The sequence below is a fragment of the Sphingobacterium corticibacterium genome, assembly GCF_004208525.1.
GTDB classification, from domain to species: Bacteria; Bacteroidota; Bacteroidia; order Sphingobacteriales; family Sphingobacteriaceae; genus Sphingobacterium; species Sphingobacterium corticibacterium.
On sequence record NZ_SGIT01000001.1, the window covers coordinates 1,782,667 to 1,799,975 of the forward strand.

The following is a 17,309-nucleotide window of genomic DNA, read 5'->3' on the forward strand; positions in this document are numbered from 1 at the left end:
TAGCCTGTACAATGGAAGTGTAGGGGCATCGGATATAAAACAATCAGATATGAAGCAGACCATTTTGGTACCCACAGACTTTTCGAACAACGCCCTGATAGCAGCACGCTATGGTATAGAACTGGCGCGGAAGATGCAGGCACACGTACATGTTTTCCATGCCTACCGGCCGTTTACCTCCGCTTTCCAGAGCCCCCTGGCCAATCAGACGGACGAACAGCGGGCCAAGACCGGAGCTGAAAAAGGACTGGATGAGTTTATCAGTAAGCTGGGAAAACATGGGGACGTACAGTTGACCTCAAGCACGGCCAAAAATAGTCTCGTGGAGGCCATCAACCATTATATAAAAGAGGACAATGTCAGCCTGGTCGTTATGGGCGCGCATGGCGCCTCGGGCACGCGGAAGGATCTGCTCGGCAATAATACCTACGACGTCGCTAAGGATGTATCCCGTCCGCTGTTGATCGTTCCGGAGCACACCAACACTTTTAAACTGGAAAATGTGGTCTTTTTTACGGACTACCAGCAGGGCGATATCAAGAGTCTAACCAGCTTTAATTCGCTGTTTGGCAATATACGCCCTTCCTGTACACTGGTGCATATCCATGAAGGAAAAGACGCGCCAACAGAGGATAATCTACAAAGTCTGCAGCAGTGGAAAGCGACGCTGGAAAAAGAAACTCCGGTGAAGGATCTGTCTGTGGAAATGGCACACGTCCCGGAAAATGTAGAGGCAGTTAACGAAATTTTGGATCGTATGAACACTGACATGACCCTGATTACCCTTATTGATTCCCGGGGATTTTTTAAAAAACTGGTGCACAAAAGTCTGGCAAGGGCTATTGTCCTCAATCCCCATACGCCTGTCCTGCTGACTTCCGAAGATACGGAGTAGCAACAGTCATATAGACGGTGCGATCATTTTGCTAGGGCTCGACACTGTCTCTACTTGACCTGTTCATCAATAGCGCTACCATGGCGTCACCGGATATATTGGTTGCTGTGCGGAGCATGTCCAATGGCCTGTCTACAGCAAAGATCAGCGCTATTCCGGCAGGACTGATACCGATGGATTCCAGTACGATCACGAGCATCAAGATGCCCGCTCCCGGTACGGCTGCCGCGCCGATGGAGGCCAGGGTTGCCGTCACGATGATACTAAGCTGCTGGGCAGTGGTTAGATCGTGCCCCATCACCTGGGCAATAAAGACCGCCGCAACACCTTGGTACAGACAGGTACCGTCCATATTGATGGTGGCACCTATGGGTAGGACAAAGCTCAGAACATCTTTCCGTATATGCAGGTTTTCTTCCGCACATTCCATCGTTACCGGTAGGGTGGCGGCACTCGAGCTGGTCGAAAAACCGAGGAGCTGTGCCGGAAGGATGGCTTTGAAAAACCGGAAAGGATTCATCTTGCCGAAGAAATAAACGAAAAGTGAATAAACACCGTATACAAGTAATAATAGCCCCAATACTACGGTAAAAGCGTACATGCCCAAGGCTTTAAATACATCAAAGGAAGGTGCTTCCGCGATGAGTGTGGCAATAAGCGCGAACACACCATAAGGAGCGAACAGCATCATCAGATCGACGATCTTCAACACAATGGCATTTCCGGCATCCAGTACCTTTTTGAATGCCTTTATCTCGCCAAAGGGCAAAGATATCATGGCAACACCGACCAGCAGACTGAAAAAGATGATCTGCAGCATATTGCTGTTTACCGACATCGAATCGAAAATGTTTTCCGGCACGATATCGATAAGGGCCTGTAAAGGGCCTCTGGTTTGCTGTACCTCGGCTGCCTCATCTACCTTCTCCTGAACTTCACCTCCGAAAGATCGTAACATTTCCTGTCTGGTGTCTTCAGAAATAAAGCTGCCGGGCTGTATGAGGTTGACCAGGCCAAGACCTATGGTGACTGCGACAACGGTCGTCAGTATATACATACCGAAGGTACGTAGGCCGAGGCCGGAAAGCTGGGTGGTATCCTTGAGATCGGAAACGCCTTTGACCAGCGATACAATAATCAGCGGAATAGCGATCAGTTTAAGCAGGTTGATGAAAATCGTTCCAAAGGGTTTGATCCAGTCGATAACAAATTCTTTTCCGCCGGTAAACTGAATGCATAATAGCCCCACGATAATGCCCACTAAAATACCGATCAATATCTGCCAATGTAACGCTATCTTCTTCATCCTACGTTTTTTTTTCGTTATCGTTCGATGGTGTTGCCACGCGATTTAACAGGATATATCCCGTTACACCCGAAAGAAGCGAAGCGACCAGTATGGAAAATTTTGCCTCGGCAATAAGCAGGTTGTCCGAAAAGGACAGCAGGGCAATAAATATGGACATGGTAAACCCGATACCCGCCAAAAGTCCTACGCCGATAATCTGTGCCCAGGATGCCCCCTGCGGCATAGAACCTATACGCAGAAGGATCGCCAGTTTGGTCATCAGGTAAACGCCAACAGGCTTACCCAACATAAGCCCAACAATGATCCCTATCCCCAAAGGTGAAATCAATCCCTCCAGCATTCCCTCTTCAAAACGGATAGCTGTATTCGCTAAAGCAAACAAGGGAACGATCAAAAAGTTTACGGGCGTGGTAAGGGCATGTTCGAGTTTTAGTAGCGGCGGTTCTTTTTGCCCTTTGGTAGCCAATGGGATGGTCATGGCGGTCAGCACGCCGGCTATGGTGGCGTGGATACCCGAATGGTGGACAAAATACCAGATAAAAAGGCCGGGAATGAGGTAAAAGATCAAGGATCGAACGCCTAACCTGTTAAAAATGAAGAGTAGTGCCAATATAGCCGCAGCATAGCCAAGATATATGGTGTGAAGTTCTGCCGAATAGAAAATGGCAATAACCAGAATGGCGATGAGATCGTCCACAATAGCCAGTGCCGCTAAAAACACTTTTAATGAAGCGGGTACTCGTTTGCCAAGCATGGCAATCACGGCCAAAGCAAAGGCGATATCCGTTGCCATAGGGATTCCCCAGCCACTAACGGTTTCCGTCCCTTGATTGACCGCGAAATATATACCAGCGGGTACAATGGCTCCGCCGAAGGCACAAAATATCGGGAGAAGGGCCTGTCGGGGAGTAGACAGTTCCCCACTCACCAACTCTCTTTTTATCTCCAGTCCGACCAGAAGAAAGAAAATAGCCATCAGGCCGTCGTTGATCCAGAGGGCGGTGGTATATCGTAAATGTACCGAAGCTGTCTCAAACCCCAGCGGTGTGTTCAGTATATTTTCAAATGTAGCACCGAGCGGAGAGTTGGCAATAGTCAAAGAAATAAGCACACATATAAACAGGATTATCCCTCCGCTTGTCGGTGAATCAGTAAAATTTTTAAGGATTTTCAGCATAACTAGTTCCGTAAAAGGTGACAAGTTTCAAAGATAATATAACCAAATAGATTAGAAAAGGAAAATCGGATATGATTGCCAAAACCGTCGTGTTGCACGTGTTCCCATCAATTTTCTCTCAAATAACCGTGACCTTTATATTGAAGAGGATTATCAAAAGCAATTTACCGTTTATTTTGACAGGGCGCGAAAGCTTGAACTTATAGACTTTGCACTTCAAAATCCTCCTTCTGATGAAGTGATTAAGGGCGAAGTAAACATTCAACCCGTCTATCTTCAGCATTTAAATTACATTTCCGTTGATGAAGATAATGTTATTGAAGCTGTTACCGACTATTTAAGAGCAAAAGTTAATCGTAATCAATGGATTGAGAATGAAATTATTGAAGAAGAAGTTGCTGTAGATTTAGAAAATCGCCTGACAAAATTTTGGCTGACACGTCAAAAAGCGATCAATCTAACAGAAAAGAATCTCGATAAACCAGATCGTGGAAAGCTTCTTTATTGCGAATGTAAAATACGCAATGAAGTTATTAGGGACATTGTGCCACATGTAGGTACAATTGCAGGAACCTATCATGCTTTGGTTGTAGCAAAGTCATTGGGCTGGCATCCTCGATGAAATACATTTTAGAAACTATGGGTGAGGTATTAGAAGAGGTAAAGGTCTGGAATACTCCGATTATTGGAGCGTGTTTATTATGGAGATTTACGAGTGGATATACATCTAACCATCCTAATGGTGATGGACCGACAGGATTGTTGCATTTTATTGCAACAGCTATTTTGACAAACCAGCGATTATCAACACCAATATCGAATAAAAGGGCAGATTTGCAATCTTATGTCAGAAGTTTTGAAGAAACTAAAAGTTCAGATTTGTTACTTAGTATCCATGAAAGAGTGAAGGATAAAATGTCTTATACGATGAAAGCTCTATCAGCAGACGGAACGGTTAAAATAATTGTTTTTATTTCGAATAGGAGGCTTTTTTGTCTATCCTGACTTGAATTTAACGTCTAAATTCTTTATCTTATAAATTATAAAGCAATTGCAGCTAAAATGTATGTCAAACCAGTGAGCGATTCGGTGAGTAGGGAAAACGAAGGTTTGTAAAGTACTGATAAAGAGATTAATTCTCGAAGGGTGTTATTCCCCTCCGGATTAGAAATAAAAGGTGTATTATTCCATGATCTAAGCGGTAATCTAACGTTACTTATATTTAAAATAACGTATCTATAATTTAAATTAACGTTGTATTTATTGAAAAAAACGTCTTTTTATAAGATAAAAAAGATACTACTTATTATTATATCGTTTATTTATTTAATATAAACGATATAGTATTTCTATGAAACGGTATTATTTATTTTCTAATCGTTTTATTTAATTGGCATATCGTTTATATTAATCATCATATCGGTCTTATATTTTCATTTAACGTTTAAATTATTTAAAATATCGTTTGTTATTTAGAATAAAACGTAAATATATTTTATATAAACGTTATTAGTTTTATATAGAACGTCATATTAAATATATATATCGTTTATATCAATTTTAATACCGTTAATATATAATTATATAACGGTAAAATTTGAAATTTAGATAACTAAATCCTAAATTAGATATGTCTAATATCATTAATTATGAACTATATACGTGTGTTAGGTGGCTTCGTCCATCATAAAGACAACAAATTACTTGTAGAAGCAGATATTATCCTTTCTTCTATGAGTGGAAACCCCACATTCCCCACTCCTACTCCTTCGCTTGAAGAAATCGAAAATGCTTATAATGAGTATGCGACGTACTTAGCGCGTGCAAACTGGACTCATGGACGTATAGATAGGGAACTAAAACGTGAAAGTAAAGTTAAGCTGTCACAATTGTTAGGCCAACTGGCAGGCTATGTCAACTATGTGGCAAAAGGCGAGCTGTCCATCTTGTACTCATCGGGATTTCCAGTATTTACAGGAAGAAAGAAAGGGACTGTTCCAGAGGTGCCCACTGGGGGTCGACTTTCGGATGGGCGAGTTAGCGATGAACTATACTTCGATTTCAATTCGTTAGGCAGAGATATGACCTATGAATATACCTATGCAATATGGATATCACGTGAAGATGCGCCACCGGAATCTTCAGAGCTTCAATGGGAGCAATCACTTTTTACTACCCGTTCCCGAAAAAACTTGATTAAAAGCGTACCATCCCGATCTACAGTCTTTGCAAAAGTGCGTGCAATAAATCGCCACGGCGTTGGGGATTGGAGTGCGGTCGTGAGTTTGCGGGTTCGGTAGTTTTTGTTGGCGTGCAGAAGATCCTGATCATAGAATCCAATAACTATAAAAGAATAAAAGTACTTTAATACCTTTATTCACCAATTATTATTTACATTTGTTCTAGATGAGCTCATTAAAACGTTTATACATGCAAACAGGGGGATATGTACGGCGACAGTTTTACTTGGGAATACCTCCAACAGGGACTATAATGGTTGGGACATTCGGGTAGGCAAAAAATAAGAGAGCTATCAAACGAACAAATAATAAATGAATAGAATATGTTTATCAATGAACGAACCAAAATTGCAGCATTGCTGAAATATCATCCCGATGCATTGGAAACGATTGTAAAGCTTAGTCCGGATTTTAAAAAGCTAAGAAATCCCCTTTTGAGAGCATTGATGGCAGGGAGAACAACAATTGCTATGGCTTCAAAAATAGGCGGCTGCAAACCGGAAGACTTTTTCAAAGCACTGGCTCCTCTTGGTTTTGAAAGGGATTATCCACAAACAGACGATGCTGAAAACAGCGTTGCCAATAATAAGCCGAAGCCAGCTTATCTCCAACATATACATCCCAATCAATTGGTCAACTTTGATGTGCGGGAGATGTTAGCGAAGGGAAACGATCCATTGAAAGCGATACAGCAAAAGGTAAAATTATTACTTCCTGGAGAAGTGCTCGTCATCATCAACAGTTTTGAACCCGTCCCATTAATCAAACTATTGGAAAGGCAAGGTTTTAAGAGTTATGTCAATCCTATTGATACAGATACGATAGAAACTTTTTTCTATAAAATAGCTACTGATGATAAGCCAGTAGAAGACGTTCCTGTAGAGAAAAAGAAGCTAATAGCACCGGGCGACTGGCAAATGTTACTCAAGCAGTATGAGGATAATATGGTTGAAATAGATGTCCGTCGACTAGAAATGCCCATGCCTATGATGACTATACTGGAAAATTTAGAGACATTACCTCCGGACAACGCACTTTATGTGCATCACAAAAGGATTCCGGTGTATCTTTTAGAAGAACTGGCAGAAAGAGAATTTGACTACAGAATAAAGGAAGTACAGGATGGCGAAGTTTACTTGTTGATATTTAAAAATAAATAATTACCTTATGATGTCTCCTCTTATCGGCGGATTGCAGAAAACGACAAACTACAAAGTAGTTTTACCATTTTATATTTATGCTGCGCTCGGCTTTTTATCGGGAACCATCCTACTTTTATGCCATACAGAGACCATTGGAGCACATTATTTTAATCCACAAGCTCTTGCTATTACACACACCATGGCGTTAGCCTGGGGCACGATGATTATCTTTGGTGCATCTCATCAACTATTACCCGTATTGGTAGAAGGTGAACTAGACAGCGATCGATTGGCATACCTGACCTTTATTTTTACAGCTATCGGCACGCCGCTTCTGGTTTATGGCTTCTATATGTTTGATATGGGGCTAACACTGCAAATCGGTGCCATCCTGATCAATATCGGTGTCATCTGCTATCTAGCCAACGTCTTAGGTAGCTCCTTTAAAAGCAACAGACGGAATGTACATGCTTGGTACGTGATCACTTCTACCCTATGGCTGTTTGCTACCACATTTTTCGGGTTGTTATTGGTATTGAATTTTCGCAACCCGATACTACCTAGCAATTCGGTAGACTACCTCTCCTTCCATGCCCATTTGGGTATTGTAGGCTGGTTTGTATTGATGGTTATCGGTGTGGGATCCCGATTAATCCCCATTTTTATGATTTCCAAATATACCAATGACAGGATACTATGGCTGATTTTTGCATTGCTCAATATAGCATTGATCAGCTTTTCTATATACTATCTGGCTGATTTTTCGACCTTCACATTTTATATACCGATAGTTCTGGGTTTATCCGCTATTTTATTGTTCGGAAACCACTGTTACCAAGCTTATAAGGTTAGAATCCGGAAAAGAGTTGATCAGCAAATGAAGACTTCCTTGATTTCGGTTGCCCAGATGCTATTGCCTCTTGTAATGTTGATCATTGCTTTGGCAATTTTACCACAAGAACAATTTCCCGGCGTGGTCATGATCTACGGCTTCTGTATCTTTTTTGGCTGGCTTACGGCTATCATTTTGGGTATGACTTTCAAAACGATGCCCTTTATTGTTTGGAACAAGATTTATCGTAACAAAGCGCACCAAGGGAAAACCCCGACACCGAAAGAAATATTTAATGATCGTATTTACCAAATTATGTTATACAGCTATCTCGTAGGTTTTATACTATTTATCCTCGGCATGATCATACGCAACCAAGTTATTTTAAAAATAGGTGCGTTGGCTTTACTCATTGCTGCTATTTTATACGTATACAATGTGATAATCACCGCTGCACATAAAGCAAGACAACTATGAATATCAAAACAAATAATGAAGAAAAATGCGACTATGCGCTATTAGGGCTATCTCATGTGGAAGATCCGGAAATAGGGTTGAATATTGTCGATTTAGGCCTGATCTATGAACTATATTTTGATGATGCCGACAATAAAATTATATGTTTTATGACTTTAACTACACAATTTTGCCCTATGGGCGAAGCTATTACAACCGACACACGTGATTCGCTCACGAAATCCTTCCCGGGTTGGGAAATAATCCTCCACCTGGTCTTCGAACCCGCATGGAATTTTAGTATGATCTCTCCCGAGGGAAGAGAATTTTTAGGACGATAAATAGCTAGCACAAAATCAAACAATATGTTGAGCTTAACTTGTAAAATGGCGATTAAAGCTGTCATTTATCTTTCGAGCAAAAGTGAAAATGGAGAAAAATCCAATATCAAAGACATATCCGATAGAATCAATGCCAGTGAGCATACAGTCGGGAAGATATTGCAGCAATTGGCCCGAAAAAAGATAATAAATAGCCTGAAGGGCCCTACTGGCGGTTTTTATCTAGATGAGGAACAGCAAGAACAAGCTATTATCCATATTGTAGAAGCGATAGAAGGTGATCATATTTTTAAAGAATGTGGTCTTGGTCTGCGCAAATGTTCCGCAGCCCATCCTTGCCCAATCCATGATGAATACAAAATCGCCAGAGAACTCATCGAAAAAATGTTCAGCGAGCAAAAAGTCCGAGACCTCTGCCAATCGGTGACCAAAGGATTAGCCTATTTGATCGATTAAGACCAAATATTCCATAACCCCTATATATAGCGACGGACCATTCCTTTGGGAATACCTGGAAAAATGCCCTGAAGATCTCATCAACAGGGCACTTTAAATTTGCAAAACAAAGAGTTTAACAGTTAATTTTAGTATAGGCTCTTCCGTCGGTACCTAAAGCGTGGATTAGCGGTTTAGATCAAAGCGGTCTAGATTAGCGACTTTTGCCCAAGCGGCTACAAAGTCTTGAACCATTTTTTCTTTTGCATCATTCGCAGCGTAAACTTCAGCTAATGCTCTCAGCTCAGAATGCGAACCGAATACCAAATCAGCACGGGTAGCTGTCCATTTTATTTCGCCAGACCGGCGGTCTAGCCCCTCATATACCTCTTTTGTGGCATCCGTAGCTTTCCAAACCGTATTCATATCCAGAAGATTTACAAAGAAGTCGTTGCTCAATACGCCGACACGGTCCGTAAACACACCTAGACTGGAATGGTCGTAATTGGCACCCAATACACGCATACCGCCAATCAAAACTGTCATTTCAGGTGGAGTAAGCGTCAACAACTGTGCTTTATCGATCAATAAAGATTCTGTAGACACCGTAGTTTTTGCTTTTAGATAATTACGGAACCCATCTGCATAAGGTTCTAGATACTGGAACGACTCGACGTCTGTCTGTTCTGCCGTTGCATCGTTTCTCCCTGGAGTAAATGGCACAGTAATATCTACTCCTGCATCTTTTGCTGCCTTTTCTACTGCTGCATTTCCGGCTAATACAATAAGATCTGCTAGAGACACTTTTTTATTTCCTTCGTGCTGCTCATGGAAGGAAATCTGTATTTTTTCCAAAACATTTAATACCTGCTCAAGCACCGCTGGATTATTTACCGCCCAATCTTTCTGCGGTGCCAAGCGAATCCGGGCACCATTGGACCCTCCACGTTTGTCTCCTCCACGGAAAGTAGAAGCAGAAGCCCAAGCAGTAGCGATCAATTGGGAAACCGATAAACCAGATGCCAACACGTCTCGCTTCAATTTTTCTATATCAAGCTCCTCGATCAATTCAAAGTCTACGGCGGGGATGGGATCCTGCCATACGAAATTTTCTTGTGGAACTTCCGGACCTAGGTAACGCGATTTAGGACCTAGGTCACGGTGGGTCAGCTTAAACCAAGCTTTTGCGAACGCCTCCGAAAATGCCTGTTGATCATCTTTGAAACGACGAGAAATTTTCTCATAAATCGGATCCACGCGTAAAGAGATATCCGTGGTCAACATCCGTGGTTCTCGACGACCTTCCGAATGTGCCATAGGTACCATATCCTGCCCACCATTATCTTTCGGTCGCCAGTGATAGCCACCACCTTCGCCTTCAGCTAACTCCCATTCGTAGGCAAAAAGAATATGGAAAAATTCGTTATCCCAACGCGTTGGATGATAGGTCCAGGTTACCTCAAGTCCACTCGTAATGGTATCATCTCCATAGCCTGTACCATACGCACTCCGCCACCCCAATCCTTGAGATTCCAGTTCCTCGCTTTCCGGGTCAACGCCAACATGTGTATCCGCAGCTGCCGCACCATGTGTTTTTCCGAAAGTATGTCCACCCGCGATAAGTGCTACGGTTTCTTCATCGTTCATATTCATGTTAGCGAAGGTTTTACGAATCGCGTTGGCCGCGTCTAATGGGTCATGATTCCGATTGGGTCCTTCTGGATTGACATAAATCAGGCCCATCTCCGTAGCTGCAAGTGGGTTCGCTAATTCCGCGGGGTTACGGTGTGCCAACCATTCTTTTTCATCTCCCCAGTATACATCCTTATCTGCTTCCCAGACATCTTCCCGTCCGCCTGCAAAACCGAGGGGTTCAAATCCCATGGATTCCAGTGCTACTGTACCCGCTAAGATAATTAAGTCCGCCCAAGATATCTTTTTGCCGTATTTTTTCTTGATAGGCCACAACAAACGACGGGCTTTATCTAAGCTCACGTTGTCCGGCCAGCTATTCAGCGGAGCAAAGCGTTGTTGCCCCCTACCGCCGCCGCCTCTACCATCTTGAATACGATACGTTCCGGCGCTGTGCCAAGCCATACGGATAAACAGCGGACCATAATGGCCAAAATCAGCCGGCCACCAGTCTTGTGAATCTGTCATCAACGCGTGGAGGTCATTTTTTAACGCCTCATAATCCAATGAATTGAATTCTTTTTTATAATTAAACGCCGTGTTATAAGGTGCTGCAACCGGAGAGTGCTGACGTAGCACGTCAACTGTCAATTGCTCCGGCCACCAATGCGTATTTGATGTACCGTTACCACTGTGGTTAACCGCTCCCATGTTTCCACTATGAAATGGGCATTTGCTGATGTCTCCTGAAATGTTTTCCATTACTATTCTCTTTAAATTTTCCTTCGTTGTTTACGATACAAAAGAGTCAAAAAAAGAATATTAAACAAAACTAAAAATATCTATATTTGATTAGATTTTATCTAATATGAATATACAACAACTTCATTACGTACTATCTATAGATGAGTATCGTCATTTTCAAAAAGCTGCGGAAGCCTGTTTTGTAACACCGGCGACGTTAAGTATTATGCTGAAGAAACTAGAAGAAGAATTAGACATCGTTATTTTTGACCGGTCGAAACACCCTATTATTCCCACTGAAATGGGTAAGATCGTTATTGAAAACGCCAGAACCATTTTATCTGCCGTTGACAATATGCAGTATGAAGTAAAATACGCCGCTTCAGAAAATGAAATACAAGGCGAACTGAGAATCGGCATCATCCCAACTTTAGCCCCCTATCTACTGCATCATTTTATTCCGGGCATGACTGCAAAGTACCCTAGGCTAAGGATACAGTTAAAAGAACTACGTACCCAACAAATCACAGACTATCTTCGCAAAGATATAATCGATGTAGGTATAATCGCACTTCAACAGGAAGCCAATGAATTTAAAACGCGTCCACTGTTTAGAGAAAGGTTGCTTGTTTTTGCACCGGAACCCCAGAGTAAACTCAAAAGCAATTATATTTTGTCTGCTGATATCGATATCAGCAAGTTGTGGTTGCTCGAGGAAGAGCACTGTTTACGATCGCAGGTGATGAATTTATGCTCATTAAAAAAGACAAATTCGAAAAATGAACAACTAACGTTTGACGCCGGTAGTATCGAAACGCTAATCAATTTGGTAGAGATGACCAATGGCATTACAATTATTCCCGAATTAGCAGTTCTCGCTTTCACATCAGAAAGACAGGCTTGTGTAAAGCATTTTGCCGAACCAGAACCAGCGCGGGAAATCGGCATGATTACTTACCGCCATTTTGTAAAAGAAAAGCTACTGGATATTTTAGAAAACGAAATCCTATCGGCGATAAATCCTATTTTGAGAGAAGTGTCCACTAGTTAAATCGGTAAAATCATAGCTTCTTTAACACTTTCTCAAACGTGTTAAGATTCCGTGAAGTAAAGGAATCTTTTAGCTTTTTTCTTCCCAGAATTTTCCCAAATTCAGAATCGAGGGTATTTCCTTTCGAAATCTTCCAGTAGAAATTACGTCCCATCAGCTGCGCCTCTTCCCCGGAAGCCTTTCTTGATTTTTCAAATTCCGTCATCAATATTTTCGCTATACCCTCCACACCCACAAAAATATAAATATGATATTCGGCATTGGCCTCAAAAGGTGTTTCACGGAAGATCGTCTCTATTTCCTGCTGACTTTTTACGAATAAAAAGGCTTCGTATGAAAAGTGTTCTGACATCGACTTTTCCAGTATTCGTTTTAACTCTTCCTCCTCTTTTTCGGAGGAAAACAGAATATTTCCCGAAGCTAACACGGAGGAAACATCTTTCATCCCCGCTTTTTCAAATACAGCACAAACCTCTGCCATTTTCATATTCGTGCCTTTCACATTCACGCCTCGTAGAAAAGCGCAGAATTTACGACCAGAACCGGAAACGCTATCCTTGGATGCTTTCTTCATTATATTTTGTTTCTACTTTCTTGTTTTAGATTTACGGATTTACTATAGACGTTAAAGTTACAAAAGATATGTTGACGACGTCGTTAGAAAAACGAGATATTTTGCGATAAATATTTATCTATCAACTTTTAGTCGAAGTAACAAAAAGCTAGATTGATTATCAATATCTTTTGTATATTGTTACACCAATCTAATATATAAGTAGGTATCTAAAATATAACATATGAGTTACTGTTCTGCTATAGAAGCAATGCAATCCGAAGAAAAAAAGGCTTTGCACAAAAACTATCACGATAATCACTATGGTTTTCCAATCCATGATGATAATGAACTGTTTGGCCGATTGATATTAGAAATTAACCAGGCAGGTTTAAGTTGGGAAACAATTTTAAAGAAGGAAATATCGTTTAGGAGGGCTTATAGCGATTTTAACATCAAAAAAGTCGCTGCTTACACCGAGACAGACAAAGCGAGGCTTTTGGCGGATCCCGGAGTTATCCGTAATAAGCTTAAAGTAAATGCCGCGATAGAGAATGCACAAACAATTCTTGCCTTGCAAAAAGAATTTGGCTCTTTTGAACAATGGCTGGAGCACCACCACCCGAAAACCAAAGAAGAGTGGGTAAAACTGTTCAAAAAAACATTCCGCTTTACGGGTGGCGAAATCGTAAACGAATTTTTAATGAGCATTGGTTACTTACAAGGGGCACATACAGAAAGTTGTCCGGTACATGAGAAGGTTATGAAACAAAATCCGATGTGGTCAAAGCAATACTAAATTACGATCTCCGATAACGATCAAGAAATGAAAATATATTTTATATAAACGCTGAAGGTTTACATTCTACCGAGGTACGACATCAAAAGCAACCAAACTCGCTTGTACTCCAAGGGTTCCAATATTGGCTGGAACACCATTGACCCAAAGTATAGATTCTATTGCCGACTTGGAATCTATTCTACCCAACACGAGTACATTGCCATTGTAAACTTTTAAATCCAGGGCATAGGTATGGCCGCTGTTTTTATCTTCCAGCGGCTCCATAACACCGTCTTTGAAAAGTCTAGGTTCATACTTACTTCCTACTTGCTCATAACCACAAGCATAGGTATGTCCATTTTCTACAACAACCTTCCCTCCCCTGATCACAGACCGACCACTAATCAGCTTTTCTGCCCTTCCGTTTTTCCATAATTTGAGGCTCCTACCTTCTGTCGATAAGTTATCTACATACCCCAATACATAAATATCTGCCCCATCAACGACTATACTCTTAGCGTAGGTGATAACGTCCTCGGTGGACAGTTTAACCGTTTTTTCGTTTTTCCAATACTTGGATATAATTCCCCCTTGCGTGTTTTCATGACCGACTATATAGATATCATCTCCCGACACAAAAAGATCTGCAAAAGTAGTGGATTCTTTTCCATCGGTGACTATAACGGGATCCCCATTTTTCCAGACAACCCCTATCCTTTTTTCGCCGTCTGCCGGAACATACGAACCCGCTACATAAACATCCTCTCCGCTGACAAATACAGCAGTCGCTTCTTCATATTTAGTTTCCGGAGTATGCAGCTCTGACCGTTTACCGTTTTTCCATAATACCGCATTTGAAGGGGAACCAGAAACGGATTCTCCCTTATATTCGGTACCGATTACATATACATCGCCTGATGCTACGGAGATATCCGTAGGAATGATCTGCGTGTCGGTACTGATTTCCAGTGGAAATTCTCTATTATTTCTAAAATAGCCGGGTATTCCTGCGTTGGTTTCCAAGGAATAGGCAATAAAATAAACATCTCCCCAGTCCACTATCTGGCGCTCTTCCACTTCGTCTTTTTCATCATCCCCACCTTTCTTGCAGGATTGAAAAAGATGAATGCTACTAATAGCACAACAGATCGCAATAATAATTACTTTCTTCATGATACCATAAATGTACAGCTATAAATATAAAAGCTATCGAAACTCCTATATACAAAGCATCTACACACAACATATAATGCTTAAATTCAAATACTTACAAAACAATCCGTAAACAACTGACGATTATAAGGATAACTAAAAATTTAAATAGCTAAATTAGACGAGTATGGACGATTTTATTGCGGCTCGATCACAAATGGCGTACGAAAGCAAATTTTATATATGCAATTTTGCTTTTTATTATAAAATTCCTAGATTTAGATTCTAATTGTAGATAAACCCGATCCTATCTAGTAAATTTCTTGGTTAAGAAAAAAACAGAAGTGATATTTTGAATAGTAACTTGCCCGATAATGAATACGGTTCAGAAAGAAAAAGAGATTCTTCATAAGATTTCCAAAGGAGATCGACGGGCATTTACGCAAATTTTTGACTTCTACCATCAAAATTTAGCTGTTTATGTTTATAAAATAACAGCGTCAAGAGAGGCAGCCCAAGAGATTGTTCAGGAGACCTTTATTAAGGTTTGGGAAAAAAGAGAAACACTTTGTAATATAAATAATTTCAAGGGCTATCTGTTTACGCTCTCCAAAAATAAAACGCTCGATTACCTTCGTAGACTTGCGACAGAGCGTACACATCAACTCTATCTTTCGAAAGAGCTGTTCGAAGAGAGCTACATGATTGATACTCCATCCCTCAAAGAACAATATAATTTAATTATTGAAAGAACGGTAAATCAATTACCTCCACAGCAGCAAAAAGTTTATTATTTAAGTAGGCATGAAAAATTGAAATATGAAGAAATTGCTGCACAAATGGGAATTTCAAAGGAAACCGTGAAAAAGCATATGCAATTATCACTTCATTTTTTGAAACAGAATATTAAACTCCAAATTGAGAACAGCGTACTAATCCTTTTGTCAATTTTTGCCTTTTTAAATTAATTTATAGCATTCCCTTACCCCTTTTTTCATTTATAAACGTCTTTACAGTAATCGGCTTAATCAGATGGCCTTTTACCCGATAAAGAATGGACAAACAGCGAATAGAGTGTTTATTTAGGAAGTATATTGATAAGTCTGCTAGCTCAGGAGAAATTGACGAGTTGATGCAATATATCGATGGTGCTCCCGATGAGGAAGTATTTTCTCTTATGGAAGCCGCCTATCAATCGCTTGAACATACGCCAGAGGCAGACTTCTTTAGCGCTGAACAAAGATCGAATATTTTAAAAGCCGTATTAAAAACGGAGAATGGTTCGGATTCGACAGAAATCGATGTACCTTCCACAACACGGACACGTTCACTATGGTCAACGTTTTCTAGAATCGCAGCGGTATTGCTGATCGGTTTTGCTATCGGCGGTTTTCTTTACAAAAGCAAATACGAATCCAGACCACAGTCGGCTGCAATTAACGAATCTGTAGATATTGCGCCGGGAAGTAACATGGCCACCTTGACGTTGGCAAACGGTTCTGTGATCGGGTTAAACGACATCAAAGAAGGTGATATCGTTAAGCAAGATGGTTTTATTATCACAAAAACCGACGAAGGCCAGATTAGCTACATCATAGACGATATGCAAGACGAACTATCAACGACTGCTGTCAAAGAACCTATTTTTAATACCATTGAGATTCCGAGAGGCGGAAAATATCAAGTTACCTTGCCAGATGGCACAAAAGTTTGGTTGAACTCGGCGTCGTCCTTAACCTATCCTACTAAATTTAGCAACAATGAAAGAAAGGTAACACTAACGGGTGAAGGCTATTTTGAGGTCGCAAAGAATGCCAAGTCTCCATTTAAGGTAATAACAGAAGATCAATCAATTACCGTATTAGGCACGCATTTCAATGTACGTTCCTATGGAAGAAAAAGTGCTACCCAAACCACACTTCTGGAGGGCAGCGTAAGGGTAAGCCCAATATCAACAACGGATACACAAGGTGCTTCCAGGACATTAAAACCAGGAGAACAATCCATTTTAAACGCTAAACGGAGATTAGAGGTAAAAAAAGTCAATGCTTCAAATGTAATCTCTTGGAAGGATGATTTATTTTATTTCGAAGACACAGATATCAGGAGTGTAATGGAAGAATTTTCAAGATGGTACAATTTTGAATTCGAGTTTGAAGGAAAGATGCCGACTACCAAATTGTGGGGTAAAGTTCATCGAAACGTCAATGCGTCGGAAGCGCTGGACATTTTAAGTTATTTTAATTTAAAATATCGAATAGTAGATATTAATGCAAATTCCAGAAAAAAAGTAATTATTTCTCACTTAACTTATAAACAAAACTAAAAGATGAAAAAACACGTACAAAAAGCCCCCGAAAATTTCTAAAACATTTTGTAAAAAAAAGTCTCTCACTGCAATGAGAGACTCAAAAAGAGCTGCCTATATATTAGGCTTTACGGAATACTATTGCGAACAGTTTCAGTATTAACCCTTCATATTTCAAAAGTAATGAAATTTAACTCATTTTCCATAGGTCAGTTAATCCTATGGCTATTTAATACTTTGATTAAAACTTTATCCTGCTCG

The 17,309-nt window shown here is 40.7% G+C and carries 17 protein-coding genes; 12 read left to right on the plus strand and 5 right to left on the minus strand.

Going from position 1 to position 17,309, the window contains the following annotated elements:
* The first annotated feature begins 64 nt into the window (after positions 1-64).
* Positions 65-895, plus strand: coding sequence for a universal stress protein (locus EWE74_RS07720; RefSeq protein WP_165384665.1), 831 nt, complete (start codon positions 65-67; stop codon positions 893-895).
* Positions 896-926: 31 nt separating this feature from the next.
* Here EWE74_RS07720 and EWE74_RS07725 read toward each other — a convergent pair whose 3' ends face one another.
* Positions 927-2,201, minus strand: coding sequence for a dicarboxylate/amino acid:cation symporter (locus tag EWE74_RS07725; RefSeq protein WP_130140890.1), 1,275 nt, complete (start codon positions 2,199-2,201; stop codon positions 927-929).
* A 1-nt stretch (position 2,202) separates the two neighbouring features.
* Entirely contained in the window at positions 2,203-3,381 is a 1,179-nt protein-coding gene (gene nhaA, locus EWE74_RS07730; RefSeq protein ID WP_130140891.1) for a Na+/H+ antiporter NhaA, read from the minus strand.
* A 238-nt stretch (positions 3,382-3,619) separates the two neighbouring features.
* Between nhaA and EWE74_RS07735 the strand changes: the two genes are divergently transcribed.
* From EWE74_RS07735 to EWE74_RS07765, 7 genes are all read left to right on the plus strand, one after another.
* Positions 3,620-4,003: an ABC-three component system protein gene (locus EWE74_RS07735; protein ID WP_130140892.1), complete on the plus strand. Its 384-nt coding sequence runs from the start codon at positions 3,620-3,622 to the stop codon at positions 4,001-4,003.
* 17 nt (positions 4,004-4,020) lie between these two features.
* Positions 4,021-4,386, plus strand: a complete 366-nt coding sequence (locus EWE74_RS07740; RefSeq protein ID WP_130140893.1) for a three component ABC system middle component — start codon at positions 4,021-4,023, stop codon at positions 4,384-4,386.
* A 644-nt stretch (positions 4,387-5,030) separates the two neighbouring features.
* Positions 5,031-5,681, plus strand: a complete 651-nt coding sequence (locus EWE74_RS07745; RefSeq protein WP_130140894.1) for a hypothetical protein — start codon at positions 5,031-5,033, stop codon at positions 5,679-5,681.
* Between the two features lie 263 nt (positions 5,682-5,944).
* Complete coding sequence (locus tag EWE74_RS07750) at positions 5,945-6,781, plus strand: DUF2249 domain-containing protein (protein ID WP_130140895.1); 837 nt, start codon at positions 5,945-5,947, stop codon at positions 6,779-6,781.
* A 7-nt stretch (positions 6,782-6,788) separates the two neighbouring features.
* Entirely contained in the window at positions 6,789-8,072 is a 1,284-nt protein-coding gene (locus EWE74_RS07755; RefSeq protein ID WP_130140896.1) for a heme-copper oxidase family protein, read from the plus strand.
* Positions 8,069-8,392 carry a metal-sulfur cluster assembly factor gene (locus EWE74_RS07760; RefSeq protein ID WP_130140897.1) on the plus strand — a complete coding sequence of 108 codons (324 nt, stop codon included), beginning with the start codon at positions 8,069-8,071 and terminating at the stop codon, positions 8,390-8,392. The genes EWE74_RS07755 and EWE74_RS07760 overlap by 4 nt, the downstream gene beginning before the upstream one ends.
* A gap of 24 nt (positions 8,393-8,416) precedes the next feature.
* Positions 8,417-8,848, plus strand: coding sequence for an RrF2 family transcriptional regulator (locus EWE74_RS07765; protein WP_130140898.1), 432 nt, complete (start codon positions 8,417-8,419; stop codon positions 8,846-8,848).
* A gap of 165 nt (positions 8,849-9,013) precedes the next feature.
* On the opposite strand, the gene katG is transcribed toward EWE74_RS07765, so the two are convergent.
* The gene (gene katG, locus EWE74_RS07770) at positions 9,014-11,221 is read right to left on the minus strand and encodes a catalase/peroxidase HPI (protein WP_130140899.1); all 2,208 of its coding nucleotides are present in this window, start codon (positions 11,219-11,221) and stop codon (positions 9,014-9,016) included.
* Positions 11,222-11,327: 106 nt separating this feature from the next.
* Here katG and EWE74_RS07775 point away from each other — a divergent pair, with 106 nt between their 5' ends.
* Positions 11,328-12,254, plus strand: a complete 927-nt coding sequence (locus tag EWE74_RS07775) for a hydrogen peroxide-inducible genes activator (RefSeq protein ID WP_130140900.1) — start codon at positions 11,328-11,330, stop codon at positions 12,252-12,254.
* A 10-nt stretch (positions 12,255-12,264) separates the two neighbouring features.
* Here the strand turns inward: EWE74_RS07775 and EWE74_RS07780 are convergent, their stop codons facing one another.
* Positions 12,265-12,828, minus strand: a complete 564-nt coding sequence (locus EWE74_RS07780) for a DUF1697 domain-containing protein (RefSeq protein ID WP_130140901.1) — start codon at positions 12,826-12,828, stop codon at positions 12,265-12,267.
* Positions 12,829-13,051: 223 nt separating this feature from the next.
* On the opposite strand from EWE74_RS07780, the gene EWE74_RS07785 reads away from it, so the two are divergent.
* Positions 13,052-13,606: a DNA-3-methyladenine glycosylase I gene (locus tag EWE74_RS07785; RefSeq protein ID WP_130140902.1), complete on the plus strand. Its 555-nt coding sequence runs from the start codon at positions 13,052-13,054 to the stop codon at positions 13,604-13,606.
* 66 nt (positions 13,607-13,672) lie between these two features.
* On the opposite strand, the gene EWE74_RS07790 is transcribed toward EWE74_RS07785, so the two are convergent.
* Positions 13,673-14,761, minus strand: coding sequence for a hypothetical protein (locus EWE74_RS07790; protein ID WP_130140903.1), 1,089 nt, complete (start codon positions 14,759-14,761; stop codon positions 13,673-13,675).
* A gap of 353 nt (positions 14,762-15,114) precedes the next feature.
* On the opposite strand from EWE74_RS07790, the gene EWE74_RS07795 reads away from it, so the two are divergent.
* Both EWE74_RS07795 and EWE74_RS07800 read left to right on the plus strand, forming a co-directional pair.
* Positions 15,115-15,708 (plus strand): RNA polymerase sigma-70 factor, encoded by a 594-nt coding sequence (locus tag EWE74_RS07795; protein WP_130140904.1) that lies wholly within the window; start codon positions 15,115-15,117, stop codon positions 15,706-15,708.
* An 86-nt stretch (positions 15,709-15,794) separates the two neighbouring features.
* Entirely contained in the window at positions 15,795-17,066 is a 1,272-nt protein-coding gene (locus tag EWE74_RS07800) for a FecR family protein (protein WP_130140905.1), read from the plus strand.
* Positions 17,067-17,309 lie beyond the last annotated feature (243 nt).

Coding starts and splice junctions, on each gene's coding strand:
- nhaA (WP_130140891.1), bottom strand. CDS start 3,381: ATGCTGAAAATCCTTAAAAATTTTACTGATTCACCGACAAGCGGAGGG.
- EWE74_RS07760 (WP_130140897.1), top strand. CDS start 8,069: ATGAATATCAAAACAAATAATGAAGAAAAATGCGACTATGCGCTATTA.
- EWE74_RS07745 (WP_130140894.1), top strand. CDS start 5,031: ATGAACTATATACGTGTGTTAGGTGGCTTCGTCCATCATAAAGACAAC.
- EWE74_RS07750 (WP_130140895.1), top strand. CDS start 5,945: ATGTTTATCAATGAACGAACCAAAATTGCAGCATTGCTGAAATATCAT.
- EWE74_RS07795 (WP_130140904.1), top strand. CDS start 15,115: ATGAATACGGTTCAGAAAGAAAAAGAGATTCTTCATAAGATTTCCAAA.
- EWE74_RS07780 (WP_130140901.1), bottom strand. CDS start 12,828: ATGAAGAAAGCATCCAAGGATAGCGTTTCCGGTTCTGGTCGTAAATTC.
- EWE74_RS07755 (WP_130140896.1), top strand. CDS start 6,789: ATGATGTCTCCTCTTATCGGCGGATTGCAGAAAACGACAAACTACAAA.
- EWE74_RS07765 (WP_130140898.1), top strand. CDS start 8,417: ATGTTGAGCTTAACTTGTAAAATGGCGATTAAAGCTGTCATTTATCTT.
- EWE74_RS07790 (WP_130140903.1), bottom strand. CDS start 14,761: ATGAAGAAAGTAATTATTATTGCGATCTGTTGTGCTATTAGTAGCATT.
- EWE74_RS07740 (WP_130140893.1), top strand. CDS start 4,021: ATGGGTGAGGTATTAGAAGAGGTAAAGGTCTGGAATACTCCGATTATT.
- EWE74_RS07800 (WP_130140905.1), top strand. CDS start 15,795: ATGGACAAACAGCGAATAGAGTGTTTATTTAGGAAGTATATTGATAAG.
- EWE74_RS07775 (WP_130140900.1), top strand. CDS start 11,328: ATGAATATACAACAACTTCATTACGTACTATCTATAGATGAGTATCGT.
- EWE74_RS07725 (WP_130140890.1), bottom strand. CDS start 2,201: ATGAAGAAGATAGCGTTACATTGGCAGATATTGATCGGTATTTTAGTG.
- EWE74_RS07785 (WP_130140902.1), top strand. CDS start 13,052: ATGAGTTACTGTTCTGCTATAGAAGCAATGCAATCCGAAGAAAAAAAG.
- katG (WP_130140899.1), bottom strand. CDS start 11,221: ATGGAAAACATTTCAGGAGACATCAGCAAATGCCCATTTCATAGTGGA.